Here is a 14,514-nt window from a genome sequence, read left to right as displayed (position 1 = left end):
GAGCGAAGAGGCTTATTTAGTTTTTTTTCAAGAGGAAGACACCCTCACGGAATTCTTAATTTTAAAGAATTCACAGGGAAATTTATTCAGAACTCCAATACCCCCTGAATTTCCACACTTCTACACCATATCAATTCTCGAAAAAGCGCCGGAAGAGGTTATTGACCTTTTAAAGTCAGAATTCGGGGAAATCCTTATAGCAAACCTTCTAATTAAAAAAAGAGACCCCGAGTATTTTAAAAATCACTTTCCAAATCTCTCTACGACAACCCGCAATTACATTAAATTAAAAGTACCCGAAGATTTTGAGCGGTGGGTGTACAAAGTTAAGCCTAAAAATCAAGAAAAGTTCGGCAAAATTCTTAAAGAATTAGTAAAAGGAAGAGTTGACGTAGTGCCAATCTCAGACCCCCTTGATGTGCAGCAGAAAGTAGAATCCGCTCTAAGCAAAACAACCAATCTACCCCTTCTATCGAGGAATTTAGTAGTAACGACGCTCTTTGAGTTACAAACAGTGGGCTTCGACTTCAACTATTACTCTTTTAAAGTAGAAGAGTGGGAAATTGGTGCTATACTCAGCCTTATCTATTTTAATACGCTCTATGTTATATTTCAGTGGACTTTTTACGAACACTCAAAATACGATATCGAAGACCTATTGGTACTTGCTATGCTAAAAGAAGCTTCAATCATCAAGGTAAATGAACTCATGATTTTACAGGATTTGAAATCGAGCGCAATTCCGAGTGAATCTGTAAACATTTGTGACCTCTATCTTTCAAAATGAACTCTTAAAACATTTCTATCTGCATCGAATTCACATACTCTCCCAATAGGGAAAGGTAAATTCATTTTACCGTGCCCTCCCGGAAAATTTGTGCTAAAGGGAATTTTGTTTTTTCTAAAAAAATTTATATACACATCGTAACCAACATCACTGAAACCTACAATTACACCTTTTACTTCTCGAAAAATCCCGCTGTATTTCAAAAAATGAAGCATTCTGTCAACGCGATATTCCTCTTCATTATACTCTTCAAGAAAGAGGATAAAATCTTGTATATGAGGTAAAAAATTAGTGTTAACAAGAAAAGAAAAGCAAGTCAAGTTTCCCCCGTAAATTTTTCCTGAAAATCTGCCTCCACTGGAATATCCTTCCCACCGAATTTCATAAGATACCTTATTTACTACTTTCTCCAAATAATGAAAAAGCTCATCACCACCAGCAAAGAAGTTTGTCGCAAGCATTGGACCATGAAATATATCAAAGTTCTCAAAAACAGAAAGAAAATTTAAAACAAAAGTTAAATCACTAAAACCTATCAACGTCTTTTTCACTTTTGCAAAGTTAAGCTTAACTATCTCATCCAAAATCCTCGACAATCCATATCCACCCCTGGAAGGAATAAGAATAGTAGAACGAGATTCAAAGAATGCCCACTTAAAGTCATTAAATCTTTCTTTATCCGAACTTACATCCAGCCCACGTCTTCCCAATAAATTGGGGGAAAGCTCAACTTTTATTCCACGGCTTTCAAGGTTAAGAATTGCTTTCTTCAATAGATTTTCATCGGGTTTCGAAGAAGGAGAAAAAGTTGCAATCTGCATTTACAAATTGAAATCCTTCCTTTCTACTTCGGACAGCCAAAATACTTTTTCTATAAGTTTTAAATAGGTTTCATCAGGAATTACATTCCTTCTTCGCATCATTTTCTTCGCAGTCTCGATAGCTTTCCCTAATTCGTGGATCTGCCATTCCTTTCCACCACCCCAGAAAAAAGATGGTATAAATTTGGGATGAAAACCACCACCGAAAATGTTAGTGAAAACTCCTACAATAGTACCTGAATTAAGCATGGTGTTAATTCCAGTTTTTACGTGATCCCCGAAAATGGTGCCTATGAACTGGGAGCCAGTATCCCATTCCTGCTTTCTATACCTTAGCCTGATGGTAGAATAATTATTCTTCAGGTCACTGGTTACCGTATCAGCCCCAATGTTTACCCAAGGTGCAACGTAAGAGTGACCCAAAAAACCATCATGTTGTTTATTAGAGTAGGAGTGAAAGATTGAGGATTCAATCTCCCCTCCAACCTTACATACAGGACCGATAGTCGTATTTTTAAAAATTTTACTAAAAGGTTTAATCAGTACACCTTCTCCTAAATAAACAGGCCCCTCAATGTAAGCAAAAGAAGAAACTACAGCGTTTCTTTCAATTATCACGGGGCCTTCTGTAGCATCAATAAATACAAAGGGTGATATTTGTGCTTCATCCGATATAAAAACAGCATCTCCCAAAATTCTTACATCCACCGGTATTCTAAAAGAAAAACGGTCGTAAAATCTCAAAAAATCTTGTGTTATAAAAATCCCATTCAGATTTATTAAATCCTCAAGCCTCCTAAAAAGTTCAACTCCTTGAACCTTCTTCCAGACTTTTACTCCCTGAATCAACTCTTTGATATCCGATATGTCTGCGTTAGATGGAAACTCCAAAGCAAAAGACAAAACCACCCCTTCTTCATCAACGCAACCCTCACCTGGCTCAACCTCGAGAAGAGTAGAAATTAGTTTTTGATACGGATTTAGCCTGGAATTAATAAAAACACAAATTCCAAAAGAAGAGCCATTTACCTTAAGATGTGGAAACAGGAATTGTGTATAATCCTTCAAAAAATCTCTGACTAAAAGAACATCAATCTGAGGTAAGACTTTTTCCCACTTCTCATATAGCGTCGAAACCCCAAGGCGCAGATTTAAAAAAGGATTCAACCAAACAAGAGGAAGAAAGCTGCTTATATGTTCGTCCTCAAACAAAATGAAATTTCTTTTCACGCTTTTCCTCCTTTATTGGAAAATATTCTTTCTTTCAAAACGGGGTAAAATTTTAAAGGGTAAACTATCAACACGAAAGAGAACAACGCGATGCTTAAAAACATAAAAACCCTCCCCAGGGTCTCGAAGTTGAGCAAGAAAGCAAAAAACATACCAAAGTAAAAAACGCCGGCAATTTTACCAAGCCAGAGCGAACCAAAGGCAAGTTTAAAACGAAAGAACAAGATGCTTCCTACTAAAAGTATGAGTAAATCTCTGAAAAAGAAAAACAAAAAAGCCCAAGTGGGTAAAAAAGAATATTTGTAAAAAATATAAGAGATAAACATCGAAAACACCTTATCAACACCATGGTCCAACACTTTCCCCATAGGATTTTCAAGGTGGTATTTTCTTGCAAAGTAACCGTCCAACACATCAGTTATAACAATCAAGATAAGAAAAAGACTCGTCAAAAAAATTCTGGACTCCTTCATAAAAACAAAGATCGGGCAAATCAGCAAAAGCCTGCAAACACTGAGAATATTTGGAAGAGTGAATATTTTAAACCTTACAGAGTGAAATCGAGTCACTTTATTAATGATACTTTATGCGCTAAGAAAAGTCAAAAATCTTAAACTACATAAAATATTTCTAACTCTAAAACACATTTGTGACATCGAATCAACGCGACCAATGGTGTTTTTGAATAAAAGCATGCTTGGAGTTATAATTTAGCAAAAACAAAGGAGGTAAACATGAGGAAGGTGTTACTTTTGGGGTTGTTTTTCTTTTTTATAGCCTGTGCAACAACCCCTCACAAATCATCCGGAATCATATATATGCAGCAGGGCCTGTATAACAAAGCAGTTACAGAATTTCAAGCGTGGGTTGCAGAAAATCCAAATAATCCTGAGGCCCATATATGGCTTGGCAGAGCCTACATAGGAACACGTAATTACATCAAAGCCGCCGATGAATTCATTAAAGCGTACGAGCTGGACGCAGACTCCGGAAAGTATCTCAAAGAATTTGGAGAAAACGAGATAAACACAATTTTGACAGCAGGGAAAAACTTATTCCAGCAGGGTGATGATTCTACAGCCCTAAAATACTTCACTTACGTTACGAAAATCAATCCCAAAGACGAGAGAGCTTACTTGGCAATCGCTGTAGTGTATAATAAACTGGGAAATTTAGAAGATGCCATTAACTATGCAAATCAAGCTATTGAAATTAATCCAAACGATTTGCAGGCACTTTACTACAGAGCGAAGTTTTACGCTCAAGCCGGGCAAAAAGAAGAAGCAAAAAGAGATTTAGTAAAAATAATTGAAAAAGACACAACCTTTGCTAAAGCATATTTTGACTTAGGAGTTCTCCATTTCGATGATCAGGAGTTCGAAAAAGCTGCACAATACTTCAAAAAGGCATACGAGCTTGACAAAGAAAATCTCGATGCACTGTTAAACATGGCTCTTTCTTATTACAGGCTTTCTAATTACGAAGAAGCGGAAAAATTATTCCGCGAGTATTTGGAAAAACAACCCGATGCTTACGATATCTGGTTTACGTTAGGGGCCTGCCTTTACAATGAAAATAAAATGCAAGAAGCTCTGAATGCCTTTGACAAGGCCATTGAATTGAAACCCGACTACGAAGACGCTTATAGTTTCAAGGCTCTAATTTATAACCAACTTAAAATGAACAAAGAACTTATGGAAACCATCAAAAAACTCCAGGAAATAAAAAGCAACAACGGAGGTAATAAAAAGTGAAGAAAGACTTTTTGTCAATCCTTGATCTCTCAATTGAAGAGGCACATGAGTTGTTAGATTTCTCACTTAAAGTAAAAAAAGGAAAGATAGCCGAAAAGACGCTTGACGGTAAAATCCTCGCCCTCATTTTTGAAAAGCCTTCCCTTCGTACAAGGGTAACTTTTGAAAGAGCCATTTACGACCTTGGTGGCAAACCCATTTACCTCTCTAACAATGACATAAAACTCGGCCAGAGAGAATCCGTAAAAGATGTTTCAAGAAATCTCGAAAAGTGGGTTGACGGTGTTGTAGCAAGGGTTTTTGCCCACTCTACATTAATTGAAATGGCACAGAATGTCAGAATACCTGTAATAAATGCCCTTTCAGACCTTGAACACCCTTGCCAGATTGTGGGGGATTATTTAACTATTCTCGAAAAATCAGGAAAAACTAAAGTTAACCTCACTTTTATAGGAGACGGGAATAACGTCGCCAACTCCTTAATGCTAATGACTTCTCTATTAGGAGGAAAATTTACCATCGCTTGCCCTCAAGGGTACGAACCCAACAAAAACTTATATGAGAAGGCAATGGAAATTTCAAAAATCACTGGCGCGAAAGTTGAAATCGTACGAGACCCGAAAGAAGCAGTCAAAGACGCAGATTTCATCTATACAGACGTATGGGCTTCAATGGGGCAGGAACAAGAAGCAGAACAAAGAAGGCAAATTTTCAAAAACTATCGTGTAGATAGTGAACTACTAAGGCTTGCTCCTTCTCATGTAGCAGTATTACATTGTCTTCCTGCTCACAGAGGTGAGGAAATTACCGACGAAGTCCTTGATGGACCTCATTCCATCGTGCTTGACCAGGCTGAAAACAGACTCCACTCAGAAAAAGCAATCCTGATAAAACTTTTCAGGAATATGTATTGAGAAATTCGGATTCTTTAATAAAAATAAAGGGGCCGAACGGCCCCTTTATTTTTAGGAGATTATCGCTCTTATTAGCCCTTGTTCACCATCTCTTTAAGGGTTGAGGATGCTCTGAATACGGGGACTATTCTGGCAGGAATCTTAATCTCCTGCTTGCTTCTGGGATTTCTGCCTTTTCTTTCAGCTCTTTTCCTTACATCGAAAGTACCGAAGCCGATGATTCTCACAGGATTCTTCTTTGCGAGGGAGTCTTTCACTACATCGATGAATGCATTCACCACAAGTGCTGCGTCTTTTTTGGTTACACCAGCTTTTTCTGCTACTTTGTTTATCAGTTCTTGTTTGTTCATACCTCACTCCTCCTTTTTTTATTTATCAAGCATTTCTGTAGGTACTATAATAAATAAAGCATAGCGCACATTTTGTCAAGATTTTTGCTGTCGGGAAAAGCGAATTTAAGAGAATGAACTAATAAGTCTTTCAGTAAGAAGGACTTACAAAAGTATTGCCTTTATGCGTTCCTGAGGCAAAATATCCAATATTTTATCCGCGAAATCAGCGCTCTCTATTATCTTGAATTCAGAAAGATACCTTTTTCCCCCAATCCACGTAAAAAGATCAATGTTTCCTCCCGATGAAACCTTTATCAGTTCGAAAAGCTCATCTATCTTTGGAATATCGATACCATCAAGATTGATCTCAATCGCCTTAACCCCCTCAAACTCAGTTATATCATTAATCCTCAGTTCCTTCCCATCCCCATTTTCTGAAACTCTGCCTGAGATTAAAACGATCTGATCTTCTTTTAGCAATTCTGCTTTGTCTTTAAACAATTGGGGATGAATATATCCTCTAACTTCACCTTCAAAATCGGCTATTTTAATACTAGCATAAACCTCTCCGTTCTTATTTTTCTTTTTTGAAACATCACTAATAACACCAACCAGCAACACCTCATCCCCATCCAGCAAATCATCTTTAATCTTAGAAGAATTTATAGGCTGAAATTTTACAAAAGGAAATTTGTCGAGGGGATGAATACTCAAATAAAGTCCAAGGGCCTCTCTTTCAAAATAAATGATATCATCTAAGGTAAAAGGTAAGTGCTTGTACTTTTCTATTGGACTTTGGTTAGAAGAGAATGTGAATAAAGTGCCCATCTTTACAGAAGATTTAGAGGATTGCAATAATTCATCCAACGCCTGAAGCAATGCTTTTCTGTTGGGATAAAACTCGTCAAAAGCCCCCGCCTTTATAAGGCTTTCCAGCGTTTTTCTATTAACCTTTCGCGTATCCACAAGGGATATAAAATCTTCAACACTTTCAAATTTACCTTTTGAACTTCTAACCTTCAATATTTCTTCAACCGCTGCTTTTCCAACATTTTTTATCGCCCCTAATCCATACATTATGGAGTTCTCACCTTCAATCTTAAATTCATAATCGCTTCTATTTATAGAAGGTGGGACGATACTAATTCCGAAGGTCTTGGCTTCATTCAAGAATTTGAAAATTTTTTCCTGGGCATCCTGAGTATTCATTTCTGCATTAAGATTAGCAACAATGAATTCAAGGGGATAATGGGCTTTTAAATACGCCGTAATATAAGCAAGTTTTGCATATCCGGCGGCATGAGACTTATTAAAACCGTATTCTGCAAAAGGTGCAATGAAATTGAATATTTGTTCAGCCTTCTCTTTTTCTATACCATTCTTGACACTGCCTTCGACAAAGGACTCCATCATTTTTTCCATAACTTCTTTTTGCTTCTTACCCATCGCCTTCCTTAACACATCTGCTTCACCAAGAGAGAATCCCGCAAGGGTAGATGCAAGGAGCATAACCTGCTCCTGATAGGCAATAACTCCGTAAGTCTCTTGAAGAATATCTTTTAACCTCTCGTCTAAATAATCAATTTTCTCCTCACCGTTTTTTCTCCTTATGTAGCTTTCAAGCATTCCACTCTTCATTGGTCCGGGGCGATATAAGGCAAGAACCGCAATTAAATCCTCTATCTTCCCTGGTTTTACACGTTTTAAAACATTTCTAAAACCTTCAGATTCCAACTGAAAAACACCTATTGTGTCCCCCTTTGAGAGCAACTCATAAGTTTTTATGTCATCGTAATTTATCCTATCAATGGAAAAATCCGGGGTTTTCCGTTTTACGAGCTTCTCCGTCTCATACACAATAGTGAGCGTCCTGAGTCCAAGAAGGTCAATTTTCAAAAGGCCTAACAATTCCAGAGACTTCATATCAAATTGAACAGTGACGGTGTCTTCATCTTCCGACCGGTAAAGGGGAGCAATTCTGTAAATTTCAACAGGTGCAACAACTACGCCTGCAGCATGGGTAGATATGTTTCTAACACGGCCTTCGATTCTACATGCATAATCGTAAACTTTTTTGTAAACTTCGTTGGAATTGATCAAATCTCTGAAAACAGGATTAGTTTCATATTCATCTTGAAGAGAACCAGTCTCAGTGATAGTTTTGGCAATTTTGTCACTCTCGCTGTAGGGAAGTCCTAAAACCCTTGCTACATCCTTAATTGCCTGTTTCGCTTTTGCTCTTCCAAAAGTTATAATTTGAGCAACGTTGTTTTCACCATATTTTTCTCTAATATATCTTATCATTTCGTCTCTTCTATTGTCAGCAAAATCTATGTCTACATCCGGTGGGGAAACTCTTTCTGGATTTAAAAACCTTTCAAAAAGCAAATTATACTTTATGGGATCCACATCCGTGACACCAAGAGCATACAAAACAAGAGAACCAACAGCCGATCCTCTTCCTGGACCAACGGGTATATTTCTTTTTTTCGCCTCGTTGATTAAGTCCCAGATAATGAGAAAATACATTGAGAAATTTAATTCCTTAATTACTTTAAGCTCTTTTTGGAGTCGCTCCATATACTCTGCTGGAATTTCACTCCCCCTAAATCGCTCCTTAAGGCCTCTTAAGGCCAGATCGGATAGCATTTCAAAAGCACTACTGTACTGTTCAGGAATATCAAAGCGAGGTAAGTGTATATTTGTTGGATCCAACTCAAGAGTCAAGTTAACCCTATTTGCAATCTCAACAGTATTTAGAAGAGCCTCTTCTAATTCTCCAAATATGTTCCACATTTCCTCTGGACTCTTAAAGTAGATTTGGTCAGTTTCTATTTTCATTCTTTTAGGATCATCAAGATGTGTCCCTGTCTGGATACAAAGAACAACTTCCTGAAGGATTTTATCGTCAGGTCTTAGAAAATGCACATCATTTGTAGCTACAACTCTTACATTATATTTACTCGAAAGCTCCAGCAATTTTCGATTTACAGTTTTGTTCTCATTAAGACCGATGTCTTGAAGTTCAAGGAAAAAGTTGTCTGGTCCAAAAATTTCAATGTAAGACTGAAGAGTTTTTTGTAATTCCGCTTCATCAAACCCGAGTAATATTTTCCTGGAAAGCTCACCCTGGAGGCAACCCGAAAGAGCAATAAGCCCCTTCGAGTTTTTTTTCAAGAATTCCTTGTCCACCCTCGGTTTATAATAAAATCCTTTCAGGTAAGATTCTGTGGAAATTTTTAAGAGATTTCGGTAACCTTCATCATTTTCAGCCAACAACGTGAGGTGGTATATTTCTCCAGTCTTCACTTTCTCATACATAGATCCATTGGTAACATAGGCTTCCATTCCTATAATGGGCTTAATTCCCTTTTCCGTTGCCTTCTTATAAAACTCTATAGCACCAAAAAGGTTACCATGGTCCGTAAGGGCAACTGCTGGCATTCCGAACTTCAAAGCGGTATTTACGATCTCATCGATAAAGAGTACTCCATCCAAAACACTATATTCAGAATGTAAATGCAAATGAACAAATTCTTTCATTTTGTGTAATGTTACAATTCTGAGGAAATAAAATTTCTCAAATCTTTTACAGAGTTTAAACTTTTAAGAACTTCCTTAGCTCTCCTGACAGTCAAATCATCTTTTAAAAGGCTGGCATACCTTCCCTTCGTCCCATGATACTTCTCTGAAATTTCTGCATCTAATAGCCGCCTTATCTGGTTAAGATTCTTTTCAAATTCTTCATCGGAATACTTCACATTGTTCCTTCTTAAGTATTCCTTAAACTCACTGATAACTGTACTGTTCATCCCCTGGTAAACTTTGTTCTTAGACTTATATTCAACGGCAAAGCCAAAAAAGTGCGGGTAGATTTCCTGAGTAAAATTGGATATTACTTCTTGTTTTACAATAATGTGAGGCGAAATACCTCCTCCACCCTTTAATGGCTTTTTAAGGACCTTTGTGTAGTAGGTGGCGGTATCCTTCCCCAAAGAATCAACCTTCTCCGACTTATGAATACAACGTCCAGAAGGTGTATAGTACTTGGCTGTCGTTAATTTCAACTCATACCCTTCCTGAAGTTTAAAAACCCTCTGAACCGATCCCTTTCCAAAGGTCGTATCACCTATAATAATACCCCTGTCCCAATCCTGGAACGCTCCCGCCACAATTTCGCTTGCACTCGCAGAACCTTTATCCACTAAGACAACCACTGGAACATCTCTGAACTTTCCATCCCCAACGGTTCTATACTCAAAGTTGTTATCAGGTGTTCTCCCCTTAGTAAAAACCACAAGGGTTCCTGGCTCAAAGAAAAAGCTGAGAAGATTAACTGCTTCATTTAACAAACCACCGGGATTGCCTCTAAGGTCAATAATCACTCTATTTACGCCCTTCATTCTCAGTGAATCAAGAACTGCTGAAAATTCCTTGGAAAGACCGTCCTGGAAGCTCGATACCCTGATGTAACCAGTTTTTTCATCCAAATTTCCATAGTAGGGGATCGGGTCGATAAAAATTGTGTCCCTAACCAGTTCTATTGAAAACTCCTTTTGACTAATTGGTCTATAAATTTTAATCCTCACAACCGTACCAGGTTCTCCCCTTAAAAGTTTAACGGCATCGTTTACCTTCATCCCCTCAGTGGATTTACCATCAATCTCTACGATGCGATCACCTGCAATTAGCCCAGCCCGGTAAGCTGGTGTTCCCTCAATTGGTGCAATAATGGTGACCCAATTATCTCTTATACCAATTTGAGCACCGATACCACCAAATTTCCCCGTTGTAGCAATAGAAAATTCCTCACTTTCTTCAGGATTAAGAAACTCGGAGAAGGGGTCAAGGGCACCAACCATACCTTTGATACTATTTTCAACAAGTTCTGATGGATTTCTTTCCTCCACATAGAACATCTGGATATAAGTAAGGACGTTGGAATAAATTTGCATCATCGTTCGAAGAGAAGCTCTTTCCTTGCAAACACCTATGCCATAACCGAGGAGTACGGATAAAAACACTACAGCTGCCAAAACTAAAGCTTTTCTGAATCTCATATCATAACACCTCTTATTTTTTTCTTTTCTTGCATTCTTGCTTTTATCAAACCAATGGCTTTCTCTAAAAGCTCATTCGGCGGGAGCGTGCCATCCAATATTTTAACCCTTTTGCCGGCGATTTTGGCAATTTTAAGGTAACCCTCCCTAACCCTTTGATGAAACCGAAGGTCTTCCCTTTCTATTCTATCAAACTCTTTTCCATTAATCCTTTGTAAACCCTTCAAGGGCTCCACGTCAATAAAAAGAGTAATGTCGGGCTTTATTCCGCCAGTTGCCAGTTTATTTAATCTCCGAAGTAGCTTAATAGGAAGGCCTCTCCCATATCCCTGATACGCTATGGTAGAGTCGGCATATCTATCGCAAACAACCACCTTACCGTCCCTTAATGCAGGCAGAATATTTCTTATAACATTTTCCCTTCGCGCCGCAAGGAACAAAAATACTTCAGTGTAAGAGTCCATACTTTCAACGCTATTGAGGATCACATCTCTTATGCGCTCACCTAAGGGAGTACCACCAGGCTCTCGAGTATATACAACGTCAAAACCTTTTTCTTTAAGAAAATTCAATATTCCTTCGGTTAATGTGCTCTTTCCACTACCTTCCGGCCCCTCGATGGTTATAAAGAAACCCCATCTACCCATTAACTATTCTCTTTAACTTCACCGTGACCGTACTTTCTTATCCATTCCTCTGTCAACTCCCTTGCCTTCCAATCAGGAAACTGTTGAGGCGGGGTCTTGAAAAAGTAGGATGATGGCTCAACTATTGCTCCTTTAAGTCCTCTATCCTTCGCAATTTTGGCGCATCTTATTGCATCAATCATGACTCCCGCAGAATTCGGAGAATCCCAGACTTCAAGCTTTAGCTCTATGTTCAAAGGAACATCACCAAAGGTTCTTCCTTCAAGTCTTATATAGGCCCATTTTCTGTCTTTTAACCAGGCGACATAGTCAGAAGGTCCTATGTAAATATTTTCATCGCCAATATCGTAAGGCAAAAGGGACCTTACAGCATTGGTTTTAGAAACCTTCTTGGAAGCAAGCCTTTCTCTTTCAAGCATGTTTAGAAAATCCGTATTACCGCCTACATTTAACTGCGCGGTTCTTTCAAGTTTCACTCCCCTGTCAATAAACAGCTGAGTCAGAACTCTATGCACTATCGTGGCACCAACCTGAGACTTTATATCATCTCCCAAAACTGGAAGACCTGCCTCCTCGAATCTTTTCTGCCAATATGGAGAACTTGCAAGAAAAACAGGAATACCATTCACAAAAGCGGCTCCAGCCTGAATAGCTTGTTCCACATACCACTTAGTGGCTTCTTCTGAACCCACGGGCAAAAAGTTTACGACGACGTCAACACCGAGATCTTTGAAAATCTTAACTAAATCATCAGTAGGACCAGGGGCTTTAACGATAATGTTTTCAAGATACTTTCCAATCCCATCGTGAGTCATTCCTCTGTAAACCTTAGCGTTCAGCTTAGGGACATCAGTAAACTTGTAAGTACAGTTAGGCTCGGCAAAAATAGCCTCGGACAAATCCTTTCCAACCTTGGTAATGTTGATATCAACACCCGCGACAAATTTGATGTCACTAATGTGGTAACCACCAAGCTCAACGTGCATGATTCCTGGAATAAAATCACCCGGCTTTGCATTTCTATAATAATATACACCCTGAACCAAACTGGAGGCGCAGTTCCCGACGCCAATTATGGCAACCCGGATTTCACCCATTATTTCCCTCCTTGTTTATCAAATCCCTGAATTCTTTAAATCTATTAATTACAGTCAAATAGACCAAAATCAACAAAAATCCCATGGCAATGTCAAAAACCACACTACTACCCGCAATAATAGAAAATAAGACGAGGTAAATGTATCGACCGGGTCTATCCATTGGTCCCGAGGTGGGAGAGAAACCTACTCCCTCCGCTCTTGCCCTTATGTAGCTTGTCATTATTGAACCAAGCAAAACAATATAGGTAATTATTGAAAGGAGGGCATTGACTTTAACCAGCGAATAATAGTATAAAATCCCCCCGTAGACAAAAAATTCTTCAAATCTATCAACGGTGGAATCAAAAAACGCACCAAACTTGCTTACTCTATTAGCCTTCCTTGCAACTTCGCCATCAATAGCATCACATAAACCGGCAAGGGCAAGGATAAGACCCGCCACTCTAAAATTGCCCTTGGCATACAAATAAGATGCAAAGAGAGTAATACCTAAACCGACTAAAGTAACAGCATTAGGGCTTATATTGAGCTTGATTGCAACTTTAACCAATGGAGAAAGCACATTTCTCGCTGTTTTTTTCACCTCTTCATTCACTGGACCCCTCCATAATAACTACAAACTCACCCTTTGTTTTCAAAGTACTCACATCAAGATCCGAAAGTCTGCAAAAAATATATTCTTCAAACAACTTAGTCATTTCTCTTGCAATAAATATAAACCTGTCATTAAGTTTTTCAAAACCCTTAAGCTCCTCAATTGTTCTTATGATCCGCTCCGGAGACTCATAAAAAATGATTGTCCTCGTCTCATCAATGAAACCCTGTATCAGCCTTTTCCTTTTACCTTCTTTTCTTGGAAGAAAACCATAAAAGACAAAACTATCCGTTGGGCAGCCAGACACAGAAAGAGCAGCAATAAGAGCAGAAGGGCCAGGAACCGGTATGACTTTAAATCCTTCCTGCCTTAGGGACCTCACTAATCTGTAACCGGGATCTTGTATGGTTGGGGTTCCAGCATTTGTTACAAGGGAAACTTTCATTCCACTCTTTAAGTACTCCTTTACTTCAGGGATTCTTTTCGCTTCAACATGCTCATCGTACCTCAAAAGCCTTGGACCCGAAATCTTATAATGATTTAAAAGTTTAAGCGTTTCCCTTGTATCTTCGCAAAGTATTATATCTGACTCTGAGAGAACTTTTAATGCCCTGATAGTAATATCCTCTAAATTACCTATAGGAGTTGAAACGACAAATAAAACTCCATTCTCACTTTGCATACTTCTCAAAATAAGCTGGAAACTCCTCAAGAAATTTTTCTAAAGAGGGAGAACCAAAATGCCCAGAAAACTTTTTATTACTGGGCAATACTAAACTTTTTCCAGCGGCCGCTTTGATAAATTCTGATATTTCGGCTCCTGTTAAATCTTTACATTTTAAATAAACCGGCTGAGGTCTGGTTACAAAAACCGTTTCCACAACCGCCCTTACTTTCTTAGGAGGCTGTGACTGAATCATGAAATGCTTTTCCGTTTCCAATGAAATCCTTCCTTGCACGGGTTTTAAGGTTATTCTAATTAGGTCCCCGCTTGTAATCTTTTCAGCAATTTCGAATGGTCCAGCCATTTTGCAGATAATCCTCATTATACCGTTGACCCTCTTAATTTCTACCTTTTTAACAAAGGAGTTGGGATAATTTCCTACGGGAAAATCACCTTTTATGATGCCTTTTATGTCAATCGTAAGTACCCCCTCATATGGAAAATCCTGAACTTCCACATTTGAAAAACTCCCTCTAACTGTTATGTCCACCATTCTTATATCCTGTTCTACTGAAATGAAGCCACTAATCATTAAAATCAATAGATAAGC

At 38.4% G+C, this 14,514-nt stretch carries 14 protein-coding genes; 3 read left to right on the top strand and 11 right to left on the bottom strand.

From position 1 onward, the window contains the following. Window positions 1–787: hypothetical protein (locus QMD82_02585; GenBank protein ID MDI6850806.1), on the top strand; the 787-nt coding region annotated here is incomplete at its 5' end. On the opposite strand, the gene QMD82_02580 is transcribed toward QMD82_02585, so the two are convergent. Genes QMD82_02580 through QMD82_02570 form a run of 3 tightly spaced genes read right to left on the bottom strand, consistent with a single transcriptional unit; the run spans window position 772 to window position 3,407 of the window. Further along, window positions 772–1,608: an LD-carboxypeptidase gene (locus tag QMD82_02580; GenBank protein MDI6850805.1), complete on the bottom strand. Its 837-nt coding sequence runs from the start codon at window positions 1,606–1,608 to the stop codon at window positions 772–774. The two genes, QMD82_02585 and QMD82_02580, sit on opposite strands and share 16 nt — an antisense overlap. Further along, on the bottom strand, window positions 1,609–2,838 hold the full coding sequence (locus QMD82_02575; GenBank protein MDI6850804.1) for a putative sugar nucleotidyl transferase: 1,230 nt from the start codon (window positions 2,836–2,838) through the stop codon (window positions 1,609–1,611). After that, a complete protein-coding gene (locus QMD82_02570) occupies window positions 2,835–3,407 on the bottom strand; it encodes a CDP-alcohol phosphatidyltransferase family protein (protein ID MDI6850803.1) in 573 nt (190 codons plus the stop codon). The genes QMD82_02575 and QMD82_02570 overlap by 4 nt, the downstream gene beginning before the upstream one ends. A 165-nt stretch (window positions 3,408–3,572) precedes the next feature. Here QMD82_02570 and QMD82_02565 point away from each other — a divergent pair, with 165 nt between their 5' ends. Further along, on the top strand, window positions 3,573–4,592 hold the full coding sequence (locus tag QMD82_02565) for a tetratricopeptide repeat protein (protein ID MDI6850802.1): 1,020 nt from the start codon (window positions 3,573–3,575) through the stop codon (window positions 4,590–4,592). Continuing rightward, complete coding sequence (argF, locus tag QMD82_02560) at window positions 4,589–5,506, top strand: ornithine carbamoyltransferase (GenBank protein MDI6850801.1); 918 nt, start codon at window positions 4,589–4,591, stop codon at window positions 5,504–5,506. The genes QMD82_02565 and argF overlap by 4 nt, the downstream gene beginning before the upstream one ends. A gap of 71 nt (window positions 5,507–5,577) precedes the next feature. Here the strand turns inward: argF and QMD82_02555 are convergent, their stop codons facing one another. The 8 genes from QMD82_02555 to QMD82_02520 form a co-directional block, all read right to left on the bottom strand. Further along, entirely contained in the window at window positions 5,578–5,856 is a 279-nt protein-coding gene (locus QMD82_02555) for an HU family DNA-binding protein (protein ID MDI6850800.1), read from the bottom strand. A 144-nt stretch (window positions 5,857–6,000) separates the two neighbouring features. After that, window positions 6,001–9,381: a DNA polymerase III subunit alpha gene (gene dnaE, locus QMD82_02550; GenBank protein MDI6850799.1), complete on the bottom strand. Its 3,381-nt coding sequence runs from the start codon at window positions 9,379–9,381 to the stop codon at window positions 6,001–6,003. Between the two features lie 11 nt (window positions 9,382–9,392). Then, a complete protein-coding gene (locus QMD82_02545; protein MDI6850798.1) occupies window positions 9,393–10,898 on the bottom strand; it encodes a S41 family peptidase in 1,506 nt (501 codons plus the stop codon). Further along, window positions 10,895–11,545: a dTMP kinase gene (gene tmk, locus QMD82_02540; protein MDI6850797.1), complete on the bottom strand. Its 651-nt coding sequence runs from the start codon at window positions 11,543–11,545 to the stop codon at window positions 10,895–10,897. The genes QMD82_02545 and tmk overlap by 4 nt, the downstream gene beginning before the upstream one ends. Next, window positions 11,545–12,642, bottom strand: coding sequence for an inositol-3-phosphate synthase (locus QMD82_02535; GenBank protein MDI6850796.1), 1,098 nt, complete (start codon window positions 12,640–12,642; stop codon window positions 11,545–11,547). The genes tmk and QMD82_02535 overlap by 1 nt, the downstream gene beginning before the upstream one ends. Beyond that, window positions 12,635–13,240 (bottom strand): CDP-alcohol phosphatidyltransferase family protein, encoded by a 606-nt coding sequence (locus tag QMD82_02530; protein ID MDI6850795.1) that lies wholly within the window; start codon window positions 13,238–13,240, stop codon window positions 12,635–12,637. Before QMD82_02530 ends, QMD82_02535 begins: the two co-directional genes overlap by 8 nt. Further along, window positions 13,233–13,922 carry a 16S rRNA (cytidine(1402)-2'-O)-methyltransferase gene (gene rsmI, locus QMD82_02525; GenBank protein ID MDI6850794.1) on the bottom strand — a complete coding sequence of 230 codons (690 nt, stop codon included), beginning with the start codon at window positions 13,920–13,922 and terminating at the stop codon, window positions 13,233–13,235. The genes QMD82_02530 and rsmI overlap by 8 nt, the downstream gene beginning before the upstream one ends. Beyond that, window positions 13,912–14,496: a hypothetical protein gene (locus QMD82_02520; protein MDI6850793.1), complete on the bottom strand. Its 585-nt coding sequence runs from the start codon at window positions 14,494–14,496 to the stop codon at window positions 13,912–13,914. Before QMD82_02520 ends, rsmI begins: the two co-directional genes overlap by 11 nt. Window positions 14,497–14,514: the final 18 nt, after the last annotated feature.

It is taken from the genome of bacterium, from assembly GCA_030019025.1.
In the GTDB taxonomy this organism is placed as follows: Bacteria; Hydrothermota; Hydrothermia; order UBA1063; family UBA1063; genus UBA1063.
The sequence above is the reverse complement of the archived record's forward strand: the minus strand, read 5'-3'. Positions and strand labels throughout refer to the sequence as shown.

Excerpts from the sequence above, each read along its gene's own strand:
- tmk (MDI6850797.1), bottom strand. The coding sequence starts at position 11,545 with ATGGGTAGATGGGGTTTCTTTATAACCATCGAGGGGCCGGAAGGTAGT.
- QMD82_02565 (MDI6850802.1), top strand. The coding sequence starts at position 3,573 with ATGAGGAAGGTGTTACTTTTGGGGTTGTTTTTCTTTTTTATAGCCTGT.
- rsmI (MDI6850794.1), bottom strand. The coding sequence starts at position 13,922 with ATGCAAAGTGAGAATGGAGTTTTATTTGTCGTTTCAACTCCTATAGGT.
- QMD82_02555 (MDI6850800.1), bottom strand. The coding sequence starts at position 5,856 with ATGAACAAACAAGAACTGATAAACAAAGTAGCAGAAAAAGCTGGTGTA.
- QMD82_02580 (MDI6850805.1), bottom strand. The coding sequence starts at position 1,608 with ATGCAGATTGCAACTTTTTCTCCTTCTTCGAAACCCGATGAAAATCTA.
- QMD82_02520 (MDI6850793.1), bottom strand. The coding sequence starts at position 14,496 with ATGATTAGTGGCTTCATTTCAGTAGAACAGGATATAAGAATGGTGGAC.
- dnaE (MDI6850799.1), bottom strand. The coding sequence starts at position 9,381 with ATGAAAGAATTTGTTCATTTGCATTTACATTCTGAATATAGTGTTTTG.
- QMD82_02545 (MDI6850798.1), bottom strand. The coding sequence starts at position 10,898 with ATGAGATTCAGAAAAGCTTTAGTTTTGGCAGCTGTAGTGTTTTTATCC.
- QMD82_02535 (MDI6850796.1), bottom strand. The coding sequence starts at position 12,642 with ATGGGTGAAATCCGGGTTGCCATAATTGGCGTCGGGAACTGCGCCTCC.